This window comes from Nostoc sp. DedQUE04 (assembly GCF_034530995.1).
Classification (GTDB): Bacteria; Cyanobacteriota; Cyanobacteriia; order Cyanobacteriales; family Nostocaceae; genus Nostoc.
Genome location: NZ_JAVRCA010000013.1, coordinates 83,101 through 104,866 on the forward strand (window position 1 = coordinate 83,101; position 21,766 = coordinate 104,866).

The window sequence follows — 21,766 nt, forward strand, 5'->3', positions numbered from 1 at the left end:
TATAAGCAGTGAAGATCGAAAGCAAACAAAAACTGATTGAAATCATTAAACTAGCTCGCGGTTCAATGAGTCAGCGAGCATTTGGTAAGCTTTTGGGGGTATCTGCTACTGCTGTTCAGATGTGGGAAAAAGGTGTGAAGGTTCCAGATACAGAAAATTTGGCTCGAATCGCATCGAAAGCAGGCTACACAATGGAAGAGTTAATCAGCTGTATAGATGGCAAGCCAATTCCAGAAACCTCAGATTTGAGTCTGATTCTTAGACAAATCCAGCACATGCCTTTGGCCCAAGTGGCTCAAATTGTCCAAGCTGCGGCGGAGAGATTGGCGGCTGTGGCTGAAGCATCCGGGGATGAGGCGAAGGCTAGTTGAATATTTGTTCAGAATTGAATTTAAATCATTAAAATATAACGTTTCTTGTTTGTATGCAATACACTCTGACCTCTCTCCAAACCTCTCTCCTAAAAGGAGAGAGGCTTTGAATTTTACTCCCCTTCCCTTGTAGGGAAGGGGCTGGGGGTTAGGTCTGTATTGGACTGAACCCAGAAGCGCTATAGCTCTCGTTTCTTAACTCTATGGACAAACCTTTTTTGTATGACCAAGACTTCTATGGCTGGACACAGCAGCAGGCTAAAGCGTTAGAGCAGAGGCTAGTTATGGAACTGGACTGGCAACACCTGCAAGAGGAAATTCAAGCTTTAGGGAGACAGGAGTATCGGGAACTCGTGAGCCGTCTGAGTGTATTACTCGGTCATCTCTTGAAGTGGGAGTATCAACCCGAACAACGCTCTCGCAGTTGGTTTTTAACAATTCGAGAACAGCGCCGCGCCATCCATAGGCATTTACGACAGAACCCCAGTTTAAAGTCTCGAACAGAAGAAGCCTTGTTAGATGGCTTTGAAGCGGGAGTGGATTTGGCGTTACGAGAAACTAATTTACCATTACGAACTTTTCCAGAGCATTGCCCGTATTTATTTGATGATGCGATCGCAGACAATTTTCTGTGCGATACTCGTCAAGAATGGGAAGGATAATTCCTACTATTTTTATGACGCTCATTTGTTATTTAGAGACACGTTATCCCTTGATCTAACAGATGATGCCCAATATTTGTAAGTAAGTAGGTGGGCTGAATTAAAGCTGAATTAAATATATAAATAGATTGACATGAAAACGTTGTACTGATTGAAAAGCTACTAAAAGTTAATTGCACACACCTACTTAGTCAAACTTCCTCAATTTGGAAAAGGAACATTGCGAAACTCAATATTGTTCCCCCGATTATTATTGGACTTTGGACAAAAAATAAGTGTTAGCGTAAATTTTGGGAGAATAAAAAATTAGGCATCATAAATTACCGCAGTTATTTTACAAACTGAGTTAAATTCTTAAAGCCTAAGAAAATTTACGCTGCTTTTTGTTTATTGGTGTTGATTTTGACAGTTTCTTGACAACGGGATGCTTAGTTCGTTGGGTTTGAGCCTGACCTTTGACGACAAGACAGAGTAAATAACTTTAGGGAAAACAAATTGAATCAACTTTACCGTGATGAGCGTATAAACCGAAACCATCAGCAAACTGAATTGCAGTTTCTCCATCAGCATGGGTTTGCCGTAATTATCAAGCAGTAATTTTGTAGGTCTATCACAAATTATGTAATGTATAGGCATTGGTATAAACCACCAACCACACTCAGTACATAAATCTTTGTAAACCTGCCATTGCTCCTGGTTATGCTGGCAATCTAGTTCATTGATGCAATAGTCGAATAGTCCAGCATAGCTTGCCCATTCCTAATCAGGATAAATAAAGTTATCGTAAAAACGACCAAAAGCGTCAGGACAATCTTTCAACTCACTACTTAACCTTTCGCAAAGCCAATCCCATAAAACATTCCATAATTGCGTATGAATTCTACTACCTACTTTATCCGTAAGATTTTCATCTAAAACTTTCCAAATTTCTAGACTGATTTGAGGATTCAGTCCGCTTGGATATAATTCCGTATTTAAATCCCACCATAAATCAGTTCTTGGTTGACCTTCGCCACAAATAGTTTGTAAGCTAGCTACCTGATTAATAATTTCATCATCACTAAGACCGTTGAAGTTAGCTGTTGCAAGTCTTAACTCAGCACTAAAAGCAGCATACGGACTCTCAAAAAAAGTGATTTCAGGCATTGTAAAACTTTCAGCATAAAAATTGTATACATCTTCTAGTACAGCCAATACTCTATTGCGATTTATACGCTCTATAGATAAATTAATCGCTCTCCATTTTTGCTGATAAGATGCGATGGATTCTTCTTGTTGAGATGTCAGTTTTGTAATCATCGATAATTATTTTGTAGAACACAATCGCTTGGAACCTTGGTAATGAGCGAGGCGATCGCATCGCTAATTTTGGCTGAGTTAAAGGTTCTGGTAGAAATACGTAATGGCTGTACAAACTAAGTCCGTCTGCATGGGTTCCAGCAAGTTGGAACCCACAGAGGTGTGTTTTGTCTGTATAGCTGCGATTTCTAATCGCCAAAGCTAGAGTATTTTACTGGCAGTTAAGGAATAAATGGTTTTAAAATGGTGCAATCTTAAAATATTTAGGGGTGCAGCTATGTCACTACGCAACGAACCATTAGATTGGCATTTTGAATCAAATGAGCCTTATATCCCAGTTTACCATAAAGGTGATTTAGTGGGATTTTTTAAACCAGAATATGCTGGCGAAATTATTAAGTTTTTAAATGAAGAAGAAGTTTTAAAAAAAGCACTAAAAATGGCTTGTACTGATTTAATTAAAAAACTGGGAGGCGATACCAGGAAAGTATATTATTTAATGGAAAAATATGTGAAAATTAGTGAACGTCCAAAGTATGGAACTAGAGCGATAGCAGTTTTACTTCAAGATAGGCAAAAAGAGCTTGATTTGAGTAACCAGGAGTTTGTAAAATTCTGCGATACCTTTAAATTATCTCCTACGGAACTGAATAATATTTATGCTGGAGAAGCATTTGATGATAGTTTGTTAGCGCCCCTTTCACGTATATTAGGGATGGCAAAAGAGCAATTGCTGAAAGTGCGAGATGGTTCTGAAGAAGGAAGTAACACATGAACAGCAAATCAAAATTTTCAAATGATATAAAATTGTGAAAACAGACATCATCTTTTATCGACTGTTTCAAGAATTTCCTGATATCTTCTTTGAACTTATTGGTAATCCTCCAGAATCAGCTAGCCTTTATCAATTTTCATCAGTTGAAATCAAACAAACAGCCTTCAGAATCGATGGCGTATTTCTGCCTACACAAGGAAGCGAGAACCCGATTTACTTTGTTGAAGTGCAATTTCAAGCTGATGGGGAAATTTATTCACGGCTAATTGCAGAAATATGTTTATACCTCCGTCAGAATCAACCATTAAATGACTGGGGTGCTGTGGTTTTATACCCAAATAGGAACGTAGATACAGGCAATATAAAACATTACCGTGAGTTTTTCACAAGTGAGCGCGTCAGGCGCATTTATTTGGATGAATTAGGTGAAGGTGCATCGCTTCCAATTGGCATTGCAACTGCTAAATTAGTAATTGCAGCTGACGATATCGCAATTGTCCAAGCAAGAGAGTTGATAGACAGAACTAAGTCAGAGATAAATTCACCACCAAAACAGCAGCAATTATTACAATTTATAGAGACTATATTGGCTTACAAATTTCCCACAATGAGTAGGGAGGAGATCGAGCAAATGTTTAGCTTAAGCGAGTTAAAGCAAACCAGATTTTATCAGGAAGCTTTTCAGGAAGGTGTTGAACAAGGCATTGAACAAGGCATTGAACAAGGCATTGAACAAGGGAAACTTAAAGCAGTACCAGCAATGTTGGCAGCAGGGTTGACTGTAGAACAAGTAGCACAGGCGTTAGATTTGAATGTCGAAGAAGTCAGACAAGTAGCACAAAGTCAGCCTTAAGATAGATGTGGTAAATTTTATCCGTGGCTCAAGCCAAATTTGGTTTGCTGCTTCCAGACTTTCTCACGACGAATTTATAGTTAATTTTTGTTAATATTAGAGGCGGTGTTAGTACTTCGTCCTCAACCACCCACTCCCTACCTGAGAGAAACTTAATGCTGCGACTAGAACATATAAGTAAAATTTATCCCACAGGCGAAGTTCTCAAAGATATCAACTGGGAAGTTAAACCAGGCGATCGCATTGGCTTAGTCGGTGTCAACGGTGCTGGAAAATCTACCCAACTCAAAATCATCTCTGGGGAAATTGAACCCACCGCAGGCGAAATTATCCGTCCTAATAGCTTACATATAGCCTACCTCAACCAAGAGTTTGAAGTAGACCCTACCCGCACCGTTAGAGAAGAATTTTGGACTGTCTTCAAAGAAGCCAACGAAGTACAGTTAGCTCTGGCACACATACCACAGGAGATGGAAACGGCTAGCCCAGACGAACTGGATCGACTGATCGACAAGTTGGATCGCTTGCAGCGCAAATTTGAAGCCTTGGATGGTTACAACTTAGATGCACGCATCGGGAAAATTTTACCAGAGATGGGGTTTGGGCTAGAAGATGGCGATCGCCTCGTCAGTGCCTTCAGTGGTGGTTGGCAAATGCGGATGAGTTTAGGTAAAATTCTGCTGCAAAAACCTGACTTGTTGCTGCTGGATGAACCGACTAACCACCTGGATTTAGAAACCATTGAGTGGTTGGAAAATTACCTCAGAGGGCTGGTTACGCCGATGGTAATAGTCTCCCATGACCGGGAGTTCCTTGACCGCCTCTGCACTCAAATTGTGGAAACTGAACGTGGCGTTTCCAGTACTTACCTTGGTAACTACTCAGCATATTTGGAACAAAAAGCCGAAAGTCAATTAGCACAACTTAGTGCTTACGAACGTCAACAAAAAGAATTAGAGAAACAGCAAACATTTGTTGATAGATTCCGCGCCAGTGCTACCCGCAGTACTCAGGCAAAAAGCCGGGAAAAGCAACTCGAAAAAATCGAGCGTATTGAAGCACCCATTGCTGGAGTAAGAACTCTACATTTCCGTTTTCCACCTGCACCTCGCAGTGGACGCGAAGTAGTGGAAATTCAAGATTTAACTCATCTTTATGGTGATAAAATCCTGTTCTTGGCAGCAAACCTCCTGATTGAAAGAGGCGATCGCATTGCATTCCTTGGCCCCAATGGTGCTGGAAAATCTACCCTTCTGCGCGTAATTATGGGTATGGAACCACCCACAGAAGGTAGCGTTAAATTAGGGGATCATAATGTTATTCCCGGTTACTTTGAGCAAAATCAAGCTGAAGCCTTGGACTTAAAGAAAACTGTCATGGAAACTATCCATGATGAAGTTCCCGATTGGGATAATCAAGAAGTCCGCACGCTTTTGGGACGCTTCTTATTTACTGGAGACACAGTATTTAAGGCAGTTGGGGCATTAAGTGGAGGAGAAAAAGCTCGTTTGGCGTTGGCAAAAATGCTCTTACGTCCTGCTAACCTACTAATTTTAGATGAGCCGACAAACCACCTAGATATTCCAGCTAAAGAAATGCTGGAAGAGGCGCTCCAAAACTATGATGGTACGGCAATTGTAGTCTCTCATGACCGCTACTTTATTTCTCAAGTAGCAAATAAAATCGTCGAAATTCGTGATGGCGAATTCCGCGTCTATTTAGGAGATTATCATTACTATCTCCAGAAAATTGCCGAAGAAAAAGAACAGGCAAAATTAGCTGCAATAGAAGCCGAAAAAGCAGCGAAAAAAGCGGCTAAAGCAGCTAAAGCTTCCACGAAAAGGAAATGAGAAACTAAAAAATGGCTTAGTAGTAGCAGCGTTTTAGCGCTATTACTAAGTAATCACTCCTTATACTCCTTATGAGAGTTCCAAAACATCACAGGAAAATTCCTAAAATTTAAAAAATATTTCCAAAAACCGCAAGTCCTTCGTAAAAGAAGTTAATAAGCAAAAATTCACTTGCGGCGTGGATTAGCAGTGGTATCATTCGGGTATTACAAAAAGTAAAGGGCAATTTTACTATGACCAAAGCACCTGTTGCTCCTGTGGTGCTAGTCATTTTAGACGGATGGGGCTACTGCGACCAAACGCGAGGAAACGCCATTATTGCGGCTAAAACTCCCATTGTGGACAGTCTATGGGCAGCTTACCCGCATACCCTCATCCACACATCAGGAAAAGCCGTAGGGTTGCCAGAAGGTCAAATGGGCAACTCGGAAGTTGGTCATTTGAACATTGGTGCTGGACGAGTGGTACCGCAAGAACTTGTACGCATCTCCGATGCAGTCGAAGACGGTTCTATTGCCTTAAAACCAGCACTTGTCAAAATTTGCCAGGAAGTTCGTTCTCGGAATAGCAAGCTGCATCTAGTCGGGCTTTGTTCTGAAGGAGGGGTACATTCGCATATCACCCATCTATTCGGACTACTTGACCTAGCCAAAGATCAGCAAATTCCAGAAATTTGTATTCACGCTATCACCGATGGTCGTGACACCGCCCCAACTGACGGTGTAAGAGCGATCGCGCTACTGCAAAATTATATAGACCGCACAGGAATTGGGCGCATAGTCACCCTCAGCGGTCGCTACTACGCGATGGATCGTGATCGCCGCTGGGATCGAGTCAAACGCGCCTACGACGTGATGACCCAAGATGGTGCAGGTGATAATCGCACGGCTGTAGAAATCTTGCAAGCATCCTATGCCGAAGGGGTAAAAGATGAATTTATCAACCCAATCCGAATTGCACCAGGCGCAATAGAACCAGGGGATGGGGTGATATTTTTCAACTTCCGCCCCGATCGCTCCAGACAACTGACTCAAGCTTTAGTCAGTCCCACGTTTAATGGTTTTGAAAGGCAGCAAATCACACCACTGTCTTTTGTCACTTTTACGCAGTACGATCCAGACTTACCCGTGGCTGTAGCCTTTGAGCCTCAGAATCTCAGTAACATTCTGGGAGAAGTTATAGCCAATCATAGTTTGAATCAGTTCCGCACCTCCGAAACAGAGAAATACGCCCACGTCACCTATTTCTTTAATGGGGGTCTGGAGGAACCTTTTCCTGGAGAAGATCGGGAACTAGTAAGTAGCCCGATGGTAGCAACTTACGACCACGCCCCAGCAATGTCAGCAGCAGCAGTTACAGATGTTGCGATCGCTGCGATTCAAAAGGGTATATATTCCCTAGTTGTGATTAACTATGCTAACCCAGACATGGTAGGGCATACGGGTCAAATAGACGCTACCATTACAGCAATTGAAACAGTCGATCGCTGTTTGGGACGTTTGTTAGAGAGCGTTATCAAAGCTGGTGGTACAACAATTATTACTGCCGATCACGGCAACGCTGAGTATATGCTAGATGAAGGGGGTAATCCCTGGACAGCTCATACCACTAACCCAGTTCCCTTTATCTTGGTGGAAGGAGAGAAAGTCAAAATCCCTGGATATGGTACAAATGTCGAATTGCGAAGCGATGGCAAGCTATCCGACATCGCTCCCACGATTCTAGAGATTTTACAGCTGCCTCAGCCACCAGAAATGACCGGGCGATCGCTGCTGAAAACAGCAGAATACGAGCTGCAACGTACTCGCACTCCCGTGCAAGTAGGGCTGTAAAAGATTACTGAGTAGAGATGCGATTAATCGCGTCTGTACAAGAGTTAGGAGTTTACTAAAAACTCCTAACTTCTGAATTCTGTTTTTTAAAACTTGTTATAAATGAGATTCCTACCATGACAGTTAGTAATATCGTGCAAGGCATTTGGGCATTTTCCGCCACTGGTTTGATTATCTTGGTTTTACTGCATAGTCCCAAAGGTGATGGCATTGGTGCCATTGGTGGACAAGCCCAATTATTTAGCAGCACCAAAAGTGCAGAAAACACCTTAAACCGAATTACTTGGGCATTGACAGTAATTTTTCTCGGTTTAACAGTAGTTTTAAGTGCTGGTTGGCTGCCTAAATAAGGATAGGTAAATGGGGAAAAGAACCCAACACCCGATACTTAACACCCTAATAAATTTAATTTCACGACGGTTAATTACAGCTCTTGCCTTGTTGATTGGCACAGGGCTGTTAATCATTTTTACTAATATCCAGTTGAGTAATGGGTTTGCAATAGTACCAGAATATATACATTCAGATTTAATAATTTCTCTCCCCACTTCCTCAAAACCCCATCTCTTACCGCCCACACTGGCGCAGTGGCAAGATAACACTAACAGTGGTGACTACTTTTCCCAAATCACAACAACCCAAGTTGGTTATTTAGTCTGGTCACAATTTCCTATTCGAGTTTACGTAGAACCACCAAAATCTGTCAGCGAAAAACAAGCTCAAGCATGGGTTAATGGTGTCTTGCAGGGTGTACAGGAGTGGAGTACTTATTTACCTTTAACAGTAGTCGAACAGCCAGAAGTTGCTGATATTACGATTGTCCGAAAAGCGCCACCTCTACAAACTTCGCCTGGTAGTAATATACCCCGTGCGCGATCGGCACAAACGACTTACGAGTTATACACCAGCAACAAAATTTTATCCCACCGCTTCACCATCTTGTTAAGCCCTAGTCAAACAGGTGAGTATCTCATTGCAGCTACCCGCCACGAATTCGGTCATGCATTGGGAATTTGGGGTCATAGTCCGCTACAAACTGATGCTTTATACTTTTCTCAAGTTCGTAACCCGTCACCTATTTCTGCCAGAGATGTAAATACTCTAAAGCGGGTTTATGAACAGCCAACCAGTTTAGGATGGTCTTTAGTGGATAATTCAAAGATTAATTGATTGATAAGTAATACCCTAACGTCTGTCAGTAATCCAAGCCTCTCGCTGTTGTCCCTGAATCGACTGTACCATTCCAAACCTTTCCTCAATTTTGCGTGGCAGAGTGTATATCCCAAAGATGTAAACGCAATCTTCTTCTGGTTGATGTGTCAAAACACGAACTCTGGCTTCGTTATTTTGTAAACGATCCATGAAAATAGATGCACAAATTTCAACATCTTCAGGAATCTCATATACTTCTTTTGAAAAGGTGAATCTCTTCTCCAAACTATTTGCAATTTGATCGATAACGTTTTGCTCCGGCAACGGAGTTGTGAAGGAATAGACGTATGTTCGGCAGCACTTTCCATCTTCTAGCTGCTCTAAGTCAGGGATATTTATCAACTTTATCTGACTTGCATCATACTTCATTTCGTTAACTTTCTTTAGTCAGGTATCTGTATTCATAAATCACAAATAATTGTATGATTAGAATACTAGCCAATGCTGGCTAAGATTGTTGCTCGATCGCACTCATTAGCATCTTAGAATTTCCAGTGCGATCGCCCTTTTTCCTTTTCTTTACGCTCTACGACTTAGTGGTAGAGGTCGCTGTGCTAAAACTCCTTTATATAGTTCTTCCAGCAGACTAATATTTTTACTAAGGGTATAGCGGTCTAATACACGCACTCTAGCTTTTTGCCCCAGTAGGGTTGTTAACTCTGGATGGTCTTGCAGCACTGGCAAGAGGGTTCTCAATTGCGATCGCGCTGTTTTGGTACTAATAACTACACCTGCACCCTTTTCTAATACTTCTCCATCTGCACCCACATCTGTTGCTAAACAAGCCAACCCACATGACATTCCTTCTAACAGAGATAAGGACAAACCCTCTACCAATGAAGGCAAAACAAATACATCTGCGCCCCGCAAAATTTCAATGCGTCGGTCTTCATCAGCGACAAATCCCAACCAGATAATGCCGTATTCTGAACCATAAAAAGGCTCTAAGGAAGACTTTAAAGGGCCGTCGCCAACAATTAGCAACTTCGTACCAGGACTCATTGCCGACTGCTTCCAAGCGCGGAGGAGAGCCTCGACATTTTTCTCTGGTGCTATGCGACCCTGATAGACAAATAAACGTTCGGCTTTAAATTCTGCTTTGATTTGAGAAAATCCTGGAGAATACTTGGCAGTATCAACACCATTGGGAATTACGGCAATATTTTCTTCTCTTACACCCATCCCTGCCAATAATTCTCGCTGAATTTGGGAAAATACAATCACGCGATCGTAGTTAACTAAAAAAGGCGCGTAGAGCTGATAAGCCAAAAGTTGTGTTCCTGATACCAGTTTTGCACCCTTGCCAGCAAATGGCGTGTGAAAAGTGGCAACTAGGGGCAACCTCAGTTCCTCACAGATTTCCGGTAGAAAAAAGTCTAGAGGAGATAAGGTCAAGGAAGCATGGACTACATCTGGTTTGATTTCCCGCAGTGAATCGGTTAAAACTTTGGTGGCTTTAAAAGTAGGAATTGTGTAAACCTGGGACTTGTAAATGAAAGGTAAAGAGACCTCTCGAAGATTTGGCCAATTATCAGGTTCAGACTCTTCCTGGGCGAAGTGAAGAAAGCTAACTTGATGTCCCCTATCTAGCAAGGCATTTGTAATTTCTCGACTGTAGGTGACATTGCCGCAAAAGGGTGATTTTTTTCCAATCCAGGCTATACGCATTCTTTATTTAGCTGTAAGAAAAGCGGGTTTAATCTATTAATTATGTGTCCTTTGTGATTTTTATTTTATCTAGCTATACTTGCTGGTTTTTTTATTTATTAAAAATTTCCACAACTTTCTACTAGTTTAAAAGCTTATTGTCAGCTAATTAAACCAGTTGATTGATGGCTTTATTTATTTTAGTTATAAGTTGTTAATTTCTGATATTTAAACAACTTATTCTGACTAATGTCAGATTCATATCCGGCAAGTATGTGATAAATTTTCACTGGCAACAGTTTACCACGAACACAAAAGCTTTAAGTAAATTATTAATTACGTCAAGGTAATGAATAATAACTACTGTTAGCTGATAACTACTTGTGTGAGTTATACCAGGTTAATATACCTCCTGAAAAGACGATCGCAGCTAATCCCAAAAAAACTATCTGTAATCCCAGAAAGGTTTCTGCGACACCAGCTAATGCTAAAGGTAAGGAGAGGGCAATATTAATGACATTGTTCTGCAAGCCAAAAACTTTACCACGCATTTCTGGAGGTGTTTCTGTTTGGATTGCAGTTTGCATGGGAATTCCTACTAGTGCCCCAAAAATACCCACGAGCATCACCAGTAACAAGACAAGCCACAGTTGAGTTGTAAATACTGACAGACCAATTAGGGATGCTGCCATACCTATACAACCACACAGACTTAGCTGAGTATAGGAGAAGCGTTGACCAAATTGACCGAGAATTGTTGCTCCACCAGCGATACCAACACCGCCAGCTGCTAGTAAAAAGCCGAACTGGGAAGCTTTCATGTTGGGAATTATTTCCGCCATCCGAACGGCTAGAACAGTTAATGCTGCAAAAACAGAAAACAAGATAATCAGTTGCAGCAAAGCATTGCGGACGCGATGATTTGCTTTGAGATAGGCAAAACCGTCTCGCAAGTCAGAGAATACGTGAGGGAATTCTGTATCGGGGTGGTGGTGTTTTTCCTTAGTTGCCAGGAGGAACAAAATTAGTCCAGCGATCGCATAACTGCCACCAACTAAAAGTTCCTTACCCAAATTACCACTACCACCAATTTGCAGCCAAAGTCCATCGGCGATCGCTAACAATGGTTCTCCAACAGCAAACCCAACAATCACCGATGCCATCATCGTTGTCGTATAAAGCGAATTTGCTGAGAGTAAATCCTGTTCTTCTACGATTAAAGGAATTGCCGCCTGTTCCGCCGGTGCAAAAAACTGCGTCAAAGTCGAAACTAAAAAAGTCACACCCAGAATGATCAAAAAACCCACTGGCAGCACTCCTATGGGTTTCCAATCATGAGTCAACCACAACAGCAAGGGAATTGACAAAACCAGGATGCCACGCCAAATATTTGTTGCCACCAGCACAGCCTTTTTCGACCAGCGATCGACAAACACACCAGCAACAGAACCAAACAATACGGCTGGAATAGTAAAAGCCATCATCAAGACTGATACCCAACCACTAATACTCTGATTGCTTCCTTGAAACTGAGTATTAATCAAAGCAATCATCAACACCAAATAAACTTTATCTGCTAGTTGGGAAAAAACTTGACCGCCCCAAAGAGCCAAGAAATTAGGATTTTTTAAGACAGGTAAAAATCCTAGCTGTTTTACATTCCCTGCAATAGCTTCTCCATCTGAACTAGAGGCATCTAATGTCGGTAATTCTTTTTCTGGAATAGTAGCTATTGGCAAATTTTGCCCATTACGAACGCCATTGCTATCTACCTCAGCAGTGGTTAATTTGTCCTCAGATTGTGTTTCTGATTGGCTTGAAAGATCGGTTTTTGGACAATTTTGATCGTTTTTAGAAATATCTTTTGGGGACATTTCTTGGCCATTTATTTGACTAGGTGTACACTTGGGAACAGCACTCAAGTGATTCCTGAGTGTAGAATCTGATACCCTATTCTGTTTTTTGGCGAGGCTTGGTGACAAAGGTAGGATTTTTTTATCCAAATCAGAAGGTTGCATCATGGTTGGCAGCAAAATAAGAGTCGATCAAGGTAGCAGAGCGAATAGGACGACCTAATTGATACTGAGCATACTGGCGCAAAATCTGCTCAACAGATAACCAGTCATAATCTCTAGCACTATCAATTTGCATTATCTCTGGTTGTGACAGCTGTTGAAGCAAAGCTAGTTCCATAGCACCCAAACGACTAGAAATCACAGGTATTTCTTGCCGATGCACAACAACTGTTTGGGCATTGAGCATTGCGGATGGAGCATTGGGCATTGGGTATTGGTTATTAATTCCCTCCTCCCCTGCTCCCCTGCTCCTTTGTTGCGCCCTTATCTCCTTTTCCCCTTCTTTTCGTAAACGTTCCCTAGCTTCTAAGGAAACCGTTCCACCCGCAGGGATGCTAAATCCTACCTGCCAGTTGGGGTCTGTGAAGTCTGGCTTAAGGGAACGTTGAGATAGGCAGCAGATTTGCACTTGTGGCGTCAGTCCTGCTAAGGCTAAAAGGTGAAATACAGCATGAGCCAGATGAGCTAAAACACCAAATGAATTTGTACTAGACACCGCCTCTAAGCGATGGAGATGTTCATTGAACAAATCATAAAGTTCTTCTTGGGGTTGTTCGCTCAAAGCTTCACACAGAACTATTTCTGCTAAATATTGACTGGCAGCCAGTTTTCCTAAATCTTTAGCTAAACCAGGATAAGTTTTTAACGTCTGTGCTTGAGTAATTTTATCAAGCGATCGCCCTTTAGCAATCAATAGTTCATTCACAACAAACATTCCACTCCTACCACCCAGGCTGGAGTTGTGCTTACGCGACCCTGGAGCCACGGCTCGAATTAGACCGAATTCTCGTGTCAAAATCGTCACTATTTTATCCGATTCTCCTAGCGCCTGGGTTTTAAGATTAATACCAGTTGCTTTGTAGGTTCTACTCATTAGTCATTAGTCACTAGTCATTAGTAGTTATTAATCATTGCTCAAGGGTCATTAGCTTAGGACAAATGACAAATGACAAAGGACAAATGACTATTCACCCTTTCCCAAGTTATCGCGCTGGCGGATCAAATCCATACCGCGAGATGTGCCTAATCTAGTAGCACCCGCTACGATTAAGTCTAGGGCTTGATTGATAGTGTGAATACCACCTGAAGCTTTAATTCCTACCCTTTCTTTTGCCAATTCTTGCAAAAATCGCACATCTGCCACAGTTGCACCACCATTCCAACCTGTACTAGTTTTTAAGAATGCTGCTCCTGCCTCCATAGCTATTTCAGCAGCTATTTTTTTCTCCGCATCTGTCAACAGGTTAGTTTCCAAAATTACCTTGACCGTTTGCCCAGTCTCTTCACAAATTTCGGCAATCTCTCGGTGGACTTTTTCAGTTTTGCCAGCTTTTAACCAGCCTAAGTTCATCACCATATCCAACTCAGTGGCCCCACTATCCACCGCTTCTTGAGCTTCATACAGTTTCACTGCTGAAGTCGTTGCACCAGAAGGAAAGCCTATCACTGTACAAACTTTCGGGTTTTTACCGTGGAGGAGTTCGACTGCTTGCTTGACATTAGCGGGGAACAGACAAACCGCCGCAAAGTTGAATCTATATGCTTCTTCACACCATTGCTCAACCTGCTCTGGAGTAGCCGTTGGCATTAACAGGGAGTGATCGATAAATGGCGCAATATCAATGTCTGGATAGTCTGCTGCCATCGTGTCTTCTGCCAGTGATTGATTATTAAACTTTATAAAAAATTAAAACATTTCTTATATATATATATTAAACCACATTTATTACGAGTTTATCCTGAAAACAAGTTGCTGAATTGTCTTTAATATTGGCTTTACAGATATCCCAGGATTACTATAAGTGTTTAAGTTAACGCTAAGTAGTAGTAATACTAGGAATATCAAGAGGTTTTTTTGCACTATTTCCTAAGAAGTTAATAATACTTTGAGCCAATGCCTGCGATGCCAAATATGGGACACCATTACCAATAGTTTTAAACATATTAGTGAGTGACATATTTTCTGGAAGTACAAAATTTCCAGGCAAAGATTGGATAGCTAAAGCTTCTGCTACAGAAATCCGCCGGACTTTGTAAGGATGTAAATGTACTTCATTATTTCCATAGCAAGCTGTCGGAGAGTAACGCCATCTATGCAGACGTTTGAAAGACTTTTTAGAATCATCTCCTTCATTAATAGCAGCAAATTTTGTGATACCTGCCCTTGGTTGAAAACAGTTTTTAGTATTGGGATGTTTCAGAACATTATTTTTTCTAAACCAGTATTCAACTGTTAATTCTTCAGGTATGCCATCAGGACAAGGTATTAGAGAATTTTCTTGGAATGGTTCACTCTTACACCAGTGGTAAGCAAAAACTTTTTCTTGAGGATATAAAATATAATTATTCCAAGGAAAATATGCCTCATTTAGTAGCTTTTCACTACCGATTTTGATTCCTATATCTTGAAGAAAATTATTTTTGAAACCAATTAGAATAATTCTTTCTCTATCCTGGGGTACGCCATATTCGATAGCATTAATTAACCGCTCTGTTAATATATATCCTGATTCCTGCAATTTTTGCTTGAGGGATTCAAAAAATAAACGGTGTTTTGTCGTTTTCCACAAACCTTTAACATTCTCAAATAAAAAGAAGTCGGGAATATTTCGGCAAATTAATTCAATATATGAAGCAGAAAGCTTGCCATTATCTCCTAAACTTCCTCTATTTTTTCCACCCGTAGAAAAATCAGGGCAGGGAGGCCCACCGATGAAACCAATTATATTATGAGATTTGCGGCAGTCCTTGACTAATTCTTGAAGGTGTTGTGCTTCTTTTCCGATAATAAATTTTGTTACATCTGCTGCTTCACCGTGATGATATCCATATTCAGGCGATCGCATTTTTAGAACTTCCCGTGAATGGCGATAGGCGGCGATAAATGGGGCGAAGATTTCATTGACATAAACAATATTAAAACCGCTGGTTTCAAAACCTAAATCGAGGAAACCTGAGCCAGCAAAAAAAGAGAAAATACAGGGGCGATCGCTCATTGAATTACTAGTACGATCAAAAAGTATTATTAATATTCAGATTCTCGGAAAATGGTTTATGTACGTAACTTATACTAACTATCCCAAATTTGATTTAAGGGTTGGCAAAAACTAATATACTTAGGGTTTCTACGTAAGTACCAATCAAAAAATAACAATTGAAAAACTGCTTAAATAGTCAAAAAAATTTACAGTTTCCCTAAGTATTACATCTTAAAGTTTACTCAATCTTTAAGGAAAATACCTGACAGAAAAAGAGTCTGGAGTCACAATTAAATATAGGGGTTTCCAAGCCCAAATGATATTTCAGACAAATATTTGTCATTAAATAAAAAGCCGGGGTACTTCGGACTAAATTTTATGCGGATTTTAATTTACTCCTACAACTACTATCCAGAACCGATTGGTATTGCCCCACTAATGACTGAATTAGCAGAGGGACTAGTGAAACGTGGGCATGAAGTGCGTGTAGTTACCGCTATGCCCAATTACCCTGAGCGGCAAATTTACCAGGAATATCGGGGTAAATGGTATGTCAACGAATACAAAAATGGCGTTCAAATTCAACGCAGTTACGTTTGGATTCGTCCACAACCCAACTTATTAGATAGGGTGTTATTAGATGCTAGTTTCGTCGTCACTAGCTTTGTACCCGCCCTCATCGGTTGGCGCCCAGATGTGATTCTCTCAACATCGCCATCCTTGCCAAGCTGTGTACCAGTTGCTCTTTTAGGATGGTTACGTGCTTGTCCTGTAATTTTAAATCTACAAGATATCTTACCAGAAGCAGCCGTCCATGTCGGTCTATTGAAAAATAAATTACTTATCCGGTTGTTTACATTATTGGAAAAATTTGCTTACCGCACTGCCACTAAAATTAGCGTCATTGCCGATGGGTTTGTGGAAAATTTGCGATCTAAAGGCGTAGAAGCGGATAAAATTGTGCAAATTCCCAACTGGGTTGATGTAAATTTTATCCGCCCTTTACCTAAAGAGGATAACCCTTTCCGTACAGCACATAATCTAAACGGCAAATTTGTAGTACTGTATTCTGGTAACATTGCCCTAACCCAAGGCTTAGAAAGCGTCGTCAAAGCTGCTTCTGCCTTGCGCCATATCCCAGATATTGTCTTTGTCATTGTTGGAGAGGCAAAAGGTCTACAGCGATTGCAACAGGAATGTCTAGACTGCGGCGCAGATAATGTGATGTTACTGCCATTTCAACCCCGCAAAGATTTACCACAGATGTTAGCAGCTGCGGATGTTGGTTTAGTGGTACAAAAGAAAAATGTTGTATCCTTCAATATGCCGTCAAAAATTCAAGTGTTACTTGCTAGTGGAGGGGCCTTAGTTGCTTCTGTACCCGACAATGGTACGGCAGCAAGAGCCATTAGGCAAAGTGGCGGCGGAGTTATCGTTCCTCCAGAAGATCCCCAAGCTTTAGCGATGGCAATTTTAGATTTGTATCAAAACCCCGAAAAAGTCAAAACTCTGGGTTATAAAAGTCGCCAATATGCCGTTGAACAATATGCTTTTGAGCAAGCTTTAAATCAGTATGAGTCCTTGTGTTACTCATTGACAGCAGAACGCAGAGCAATTCAATCTACAGGCATAGTTACGAAACAAGAAGTTTAATCTTTGCTGCAAAGTTATGTTACATCTGTAGAAATTACGATTATACCCTCATGCCTAAATATTAGGAATTTTTAAGGTAGCGAATTTTACTAATAAAAATATAACAATAGACAAGCAGGTTGTCAGGTGGATTGTTGAACTAAAAATCTCGTGGCTCACTTCATTCAATAGACCTCTTGCAAAAGTCCCTAACACCCCACCCCCAACCCCTCCCCAAAGCATCGGAAAGAGGAGCATTTGCTTTACTCAAATGCGGGGTGGGGTTCTTTATTTTTGATTTATGCAAGAAGTTTAACCCGTGATTACCCGATTATAAAGTATATATAAATACTTAAATTTATGCGTGTATAATAAATCAGACTTTTGCTAGACCAGTAATTAGTATGCTGTGTTGTATCGTAATTTTTAGCAGACAGTATAAAGCGTAGATGTGTAGTTACTTGCAAATTACTAGCTTTAGATTACATATTATGCTGTTTGATTAATCTGCAATTATTTTCGCTGTCAATTCCTGCTGCAAAGCTATTGGTTGATTGATCGCTGCACAATAACCATCAGCTTTTCAGCTGTTGCGGATATCGAAATCTAAACAGCCAATTATCAAACTAATCCCATAGACACCTGTTTTTTTGTTAGTATTCAAAAAAACCTATTGGCATATTTGTCAGATCAATTGTTCGTTGTTTGTAAGTAAATGTCAACAATTGTTTCAAAAGGAAGAAAGCACCTGAGGTTTAATGACTGATTATTTCCAAGGAAATTTCCCATTGCAATCTGTCCCACTGACGAAGAGTGCGGTAATAAGCCACGGCCAAACCGAAGAGGCGAGCGAAAAATTAGCTGCAACGATCGCTGTTGCGGCATCAGATCGCAAAGCAGGTGAGATTCTATTGCTCAAAGTAGCAGAGGTATCTTACTTGGCGGATTACTTTGTGATGATGACTGGCTATTCTAAGGTACAGGTAAGGGCGATCGCTCAAGCAATTGAAGGAAAAGTCGAAACTGAGTTGCAACGCCGTCCCTTAAGGACAGAAGGAAAAGTCGAGGGCAGTTGGGTACTACAAGATTACGGTGATGTGATCGTTCATATCATGATGCCCAAGGAACGGGAGTTTTATAATTTAGAAGCGTTCTGGATTCATGCAGAACGTATTTCCCTTCCAGAATCTGATGAAGGTGAGGGTAAGCCAACATGATTAGGTCTTCGGTTTCTAATTGCCCAGTTCCTACAGACCAACAACCACTCAATGAATACGAAGAGTTAAAAACTTCCTGGCTGTTTCGTGATACCACTTTACATTGGCGCGAGTATATCACGAAACTTGTTTGGATTTGGGGTTTATCTTGGCTCTTTGCAGGGCCTATAGCTGCGGCAAGTTTTCCTCCTCACAAGTATATTGCACATTTTATTCTCTGTGGTGCAGCAGGAGCCAGTGTCGGGTTAGTGCTGATACTGGTAAGGTTATACTTAGGCTGGTACTACGTGTGCGATCGCCTTTGTAGTCCCACAGTATTTTATGAAGAGTCCGGCTGGTACGACGGTCAAACTTGGACTAAACCACAGGAGGTCCTTAACCGCGATCGCTTAATTGTTGCATACGAGATCAAACCCATTCTGCGACGGTTACAATTTACCTTCGCTGGGTTGGCGGGAATGTACGTTATTGGTACTATAGGTTGGCATTTGTTTTAAAGAGTCATTAGTCATTAGTCATTGGTCATTAGTAAATAAACAAAGGACATAGACGCGCCAGCGGCTTCCCGCAGGGTAGGACAAAGGACAAAGGACTAATAACCAATGACTAATTTAATTAAAAAAGGTGATAAATATAAACCCATGACAATGGGAAAACGAACTCAAGCCACAGCACTGGAAGTCCGGTTGCTGCGGGAAGGTATTATTGAATCCAGGCATATAGTCCAAGCTGTTGTCTGCGACGAACGAGGACGGGTTCTAACCGTTGCCGGAAATTCTGAAACTGCTGCATTTATCCGTTCAGCCCTCAAACCGTTTCAGGCATTTGCTGTCACCACCACAGGTACACTGGAACGCTATCAACTCAGCGATCGCGACTTAGCAATTATCACAAGTTCTCATAAAGGAAAAGTAGATCAAGTCCGACAGGTATTTAACATCCTTTGGCGAGCCGATCTCGACCCGACTACACTCCAGTGTCCAATTCCTGAAGGCAAACGGAGTCCTCTGGAATACAATTGCTCTGGAAAACATGCCGGAATGTTAGCCGTTTGTCAGCAACGCCATTGGCCCTTGAATAACTACTTGGATCGCAAGCACCCAATACAGCAGTTGATTTTGGGCAAAGTAGCAGAGTTGCTGCGAATGCCAGCCGCAGAATTTATCAGCGCTCATGATGACTGTGGCGCACCAACTTATCTAATGCAACTCGGTCACATGGCATCTTTATATGCACTGCTAGCCTCTAGTACCAACTTGGATATGGAGCGGATTGTCCGTGCTATGACTCATCACCCCGCGATGGTCGCAGGAGATGGAGAATTTGATACAGAACTGATGCGCTTAACTCCAGGAGAACTAGTCAGTAAAACTGGTGCCGAAGGAGTGCAGTGCATTGGTAGACTCGGTGAAGGCTTGGGATTGGCAATCAAAGTCATGGATGGGGCAAAACGAGCAAAATATGCCGTTGCTATTCATTTACTTCAGCAAATGGGGTGGATTAGTCCCAGCGCCGCCGAAAGCCTCTCAGAAAAGTTTGTCACCTTGGGAAAATACAAGCGTTTAGAAGTAATTGGAGAATTATCATTTTTGTAGTTGCCAAACTCTTGACTATAGGTTATGCTATAAAAGTTAAGAGCGACGCGGGATAGAGCAGCCTGGTAGCTCGTCGGGCTCATAACCCGAAGGTCAGTGGTTCAAATCCACTTCCCGCCACCACATAAAAAATAAAACAAAACCCTACAATCAGTAAAGATTGCAGGGTTTTGTTTTATTTTGATCTATTCTGGAAGAAATAGCCATCCAAAAAGCGCGGAGAATCATGGTTGTGAAGTTGCAGCGACCAATTTTAGTGGGAGGATTGGGACTTTCCTTTTCCCTGTGGATGTTGGACAGTTGGCACGATTCTATAGTGCAGGTGGGTGAGTTCGGTTTGTTGAGTGCCTTAGCTGTCGGTGGTGGTTTGTGGTTATTCCAGCAAAAGCGCCCCAAAGACAGTTTAAAGCAGCTAGATGGTATGGTGGTTGACCGAGCGACTGTGGAAAGTGCGATCGCTAAAACTGAAACTGTAATTAACCAACTAGCACAAGAAACAGAAAACCATCCAGCCTTAGAGACACTCAGAGAACAAGTTGCCCAATTGTTGCTGGAATTAGATAGGCAAAAAATTAAAGTAGCTGTGACTGGCGGGAAATCCGTGGGTAAAAGCACTTTAATTCAAGTGCTACAAAATCTAGAGACACAAAATTCCGTGTCTTTACAAGAGACAGCACCTTTGTTTAGAGAAACAGGTGAAAATTCAGATGCAGCTATTTTGGCAGAAGTAGCAAAATCTGATTTTGTGCTATTTCTGACAAACGGTGATTTGACAGATTCAGAATTTCAAACCTTACAGCAGCTAAAGGCAGCAAATCAGCCTAATATGCTGGTTTTCAACAAACAAGACCAGTATTTAACTGATGAAAGCGCCAACATCTTTAGTCAATTGAAACAGCGGATGCAGGGAAATGTAGTTGCAACTGCGGCCTCTCCCATTGCCATCAAAGTCCGAAAGCATGAGGCTGATGGTTCTGTGCAAGAGTGGATGGAGCAACCAGCAGCAGATATTCAGCAATTAACGCACCAGTTGGGTGAAGTTTTGGCACAGCAAGGACAACGGCTAGTTTGGGTGACAACCATGAGGAAAGCTGGGTTGTTGAAAGCTGAGGCGAAAAATTGGCTGAATGGAACCAGACGCGATCGCGCCACCCCAATTATTGAACAATATCAGTGGATAGCTGCTGCTGCTGCCTTTGCTAACCCAGTACCAGCCTTTGATATTCTGGCAACTGCGGCAATTAATGCTCAAATGGTAATGGATTTAGGTAATATCTATCAGCAAAAATTTTCCCTAGAACAGGCACAAACCATAGCTGGAACAATGGGAAGTTTAATGCTGAAATTGGGTTTAGTTGAACTTTCTACAAAGGCTATTAGTACTGTTCTGAAAAGTAATGCCGTTACCTTTGTTGCTGCTGGCGTAGTGCAAGGAGTAAGTGCAGCTTATCTGACTAGAGTCGCAGGGTTAAGTCTAGTTGAGTATTTCCAACAGCAGGAAATAGCGATAGATTCTGGAACTGGTTTGAATTTGGAGAATTTGCGGCAAACCTTGCAAAAGGTATTTCAGCAAAATCAGCAGATTGGTTTTTTGCAGGGGTTTGTTAAGCAAGGCATGAAGCGTTTGTTACCAGAAGTGCAGCCTGTTGAAGTAGTTAATGTTCAGAAGGTAATGGGATAATCTTATACACAGGATCGCTAAATTTTAGATTTTGGATTTTGGATTTAATGATTCAAAATCCAAAATTTTTTTCAACCCATAATTTTA

At 41.4% G+C, this 21,766-nt stretch carries 21 protein-coding genes and 1 tRNA gene; 14 read left to right on the forward strand and 8 right to left on the reverse strand.

The window, feature by feature from the left end; genetic code table 11:
- Positions 1 to 8 precede the first annotated feature (8 nt).
- Positions 9 to 371, forward strand: a complete 363-nt coding sequence (locus RM049_RS11850; protein WP_094328443.1) for a helix-turn-helix domain-containing protein — start codon at positions 9 to 11, stop codon at positions 369 to 371.
- 203 nt (positions 372 to 574) lie between these two features.
- A complete protein-coding gene (locus tag RM049_RS11855) occupies positions 575 to 1,033 on the forward strand; it encodes a DUF29 domain-containing protein (RefSeq protein WP_322672236.1) in 459 nt (152 codons plus the stop codon).
- Positions 1,034 to 1,792: 759 nt separating this feature from the next.
- Here RM049_RS11855 and RM049_RS11860 read toward each other — a convergent pair.
- Together RM049_RS11860 and RM049_RS11865 are read right to left on the reverse strand one after the other, a co-directional pair.
- Complete coding sequence (locus RM049_RS11860; RefSeq protein WP_322684800.1) at positions 1,793 to 2,332, reverse strand: hypothetical protein; 540 nt, start codon at positions 2,330 to 2,332, stop codon at positions 1,793 to 1,795.
- Complete coding sequence (locus RM049_RS11865) at positions 2,262 to 2,531, reverse strand: hypothetical protein (RefSeq protein WP_322672238.1); 270 nt, start codon at positions 2,529 to 2,531, stop codon at positions 2,262 to 2,264. Before RM049_RS11865 ends, RM049_RS11860 begins: the two co-directional genes overlap by 71 nt.
- A gap of 78 nt (positions 2,532 to 2,609) precedes the next feature.
- On the opposite strand from RM049_RS11865, the gene RM049_RS11870 reads away from it, so the two are divergent.
- From RM049_RS11870 to RM049_RS11895, 6 genes are all read left to right on the forward strand, one after another.
- Positions 2,610 to 3,107: a hypothetical protein gene (locus tag RM049_RS11870; protein WP_322704301.1), complete on the forward strand. Its 498-nt coding sequence runs from the start codon at positions 2,610 to 2,612 to the stop codon at positions 3,105 to 3,107.
- 34 nt (positions 3,108 to 3,141) lie between these two features.
- Entirely contained in the window at positions 3,142 to 3,960 is an 819-nt protein-coding gene (locus tag RM049_RS11875; protein ID WP_322704302.1) for an Rpn family recombination-promoting nuclease/putative transposase, read from the forward strand.
- Positions 3,961 to 4,115: 155 nt separating this feature from the next.
- Positions 4,116 to 5,810 (forward strand): ABC-F family ATP-binding cassette domain-containing protein, encoded by a 1,695-nt coding sequence (locus RM049_RS11880; protein ID WP_322704303.1) that lies wholly within the window; start codon positions 4,116 to 4,118, stop codon positions 5,808 to 5,810.
- Between the two features lie 233 nt (positions 5,811 to 6,043).
- Complete coding sequence (gpmI, locus tag RM049_RS11885; protein WP_322704304.1) at positions 6,044 to 7,642, forward strand: 2,3-bisphosphoglycerate-independent phosphoglycerate mutase; 1,599 nt, start codon at positions 6,044 to 6,046, stop codon at positions 7,640 to 7,642.
- 116 nt (positions 7,643 to 7,758) lie between these two features.
- Entirely contained in the window at positions 7,759 to 7,992 is a 234-nt protein-coding gene (gene secG / locus RM049_RS11890; protein WP_118167599.1) for a preprotein translocase subunit SecG, read from the forward strand.
- A gap of 10 nt (positions 7,993 to 8,002) precedes the next feature.
- Complete coding sequence (locus tag RM049_RS11895; protein WP_322704305.1) at positions 8,003 to 8,812, forward strand: peptidase; 810 nt, start codon at positions 8,003 to 8,005, stop codon at positions 8,810 to 8,812.
- Between the two features lie 15 nt (positions 8,813 to 8,827).
- Here RM049_RS11895 and RM049_RS11900 read toward each other — a convergent pair whose 3' ends face one another.
- The 6 genes from RM049_RS11900 to RM049_RS11925 form a co-directional block, all read right to left on the reverse strand.
- The gene (locus tag RM049_RS11900; protein ID WP_322684803.1) at positions 8,828 to 9,223 is read right to left on the reverse strand and encodes a hypothetical protein; all 396 of its coding nucleotides are present in this window, start codon (positions 9,221 to 9,223) and stop codon (positions 8,828 to 8,830) included.
- 150 nt (positions 9,224 to 9,373) lie between these two features.
- The gene (locus tag RM049_RS11905; protein WP_322672245.1) at positions 9,374 to 10,522 is read right to left on the reverse strand and encodes a glycosyltransferase family 4 protein; all 1,149 of its coding nucleotides are present in this window, start codon (positions 10,520 to 10,522) and stop codon (positions 9,374 to 9,376) included.
- 356 nt (positions 10,523 to 10,878) lie between these two features.
- Positions 10,879 to 12,519, reverse strand: a complete 1,641-nt coding sequence (locus RM049_RS11910; protein ID WP_322704355.1) for an MFS transporter — start codon at positions 12,517 to 12,519, stop codon at positions 10,879 to 10,881.
- Positions 12,506 to 13,450, reverse strand: a complete 945-nt coding sequence (recO, locus tag RM049_RS11915) for a DNA repair protein RecO (RefSeq protein WP_322684804.1) — start codon at positions 13,448 to 13,450, stop codon at positions 12,506 to 12,508. The genes RM049_RS11910 and recO overlap by 14 nt, the downstream gene beginning before the upstream one ends.
- Positions 13,451 to 13,540: 90 nt before the next feature.
- Positions 13,541 to 14,221, reverse strand: a complete 681-nt coding sequence (gene deoC, locus RM049_RS11920; RefSeq protein WP_322672247.1) for a deoxyribose-phosphate aldolase — start codon at positions 14,219 to 14,221, stop codon at positions 13,541 to 13,543.
- Between the two features lie 172 nt (positions 14,222 to 14,393).
- Positions 14,394 to 15,572 carry a DNA cytosine methyltransferase gene (locus RM049_RS11925; protein WP_322704306.1) on the reverse strand — a complete coding sequence of 393 codons (1,179 nt, stop codon included), beginning with the start codon at positions 15,570 to 15,572 and terminating at the stop codon, positions 14,394 to 14,396.
- Positions 15,573 to 15,932: 360 nt separating this feature from the next.
- Here RM049_RS11925 and RM049_RS11930 point away from each other — a divergent pair, with 360 nt between their 5' ends.
- The 6 genes from RM049_RS11930 (at position 15,933) to RM049_RS11955 (ending at position 21,679) form a co-directional block, all read left to right on the forward strand.
- Positions 15,933 to 17,207, forward strand: coding sequence for a glycosyltransferase family 4 protein (locus RM049_RS11930; protein ID WP_322704307.1), 1,275 nt, complete (start codon positions 15,933 to 15,935; stop codon positions 17,205 to 17,207).
- A 737-nt stretch (positions 17,208 to 17,944) separates the two neighbouring features.
- Positions 17,945 to 18,403 carry a ribosome silencing factor gene (rsfS, locus tag RM049_RS11935; protein ID WP_181928677.1) on the forward strand — a complete coding sequence of 153 codons (459 nt, stop codon included), beginning with the start codon at positions 17,945 to 17,947 and terminating at the stop codon, positions 18,401 to 18,403.
- Entirely contained in the window at positions 18,400 to 18,900 is a 501-nt protein-coding gene (locus RM049_RS11940; protein ID WP_322672250.1) for a CGLD27 family protein, read from the forward strand. The genes rsfS and RM049_RS11940 overlap by 4 nt, the downstream gene beginning before the upstream one ends.
- Positions 18,901 to 19,044: 144 nt before the next feature.
- Entirely contained in the window at positions 19,045 to 19,998 is a 954-nt protein-coding gene (locus tag RM049_RS11945) for an asparaginase (RefSeq protein WP_322704356.1), read from the forward strand.
- 46 nt (positions 19,999 to 20,044) lie between these two features.
- Positions 20,045 to 20,121: transfer RNA gene (locus RM049_RS11950), tRNA-Met, on the forward strand.
- Between the two features lie 103 nt (positions 20,122 to 20,224).
- Positions 20,225 to 21,679 (forward strand): YcjF family protein, encoded by a 1,455-nt coding sequence (locus tag RM049_RS11955; RefSeq protein WP_322704308.1) that lies wholly within the window; start codon positions 20,225 to 20,227, stop codon positions 21,677 to 21,679.
- Positions 21,680 to 21,766 lie beyond the last annotated feature (87 nt).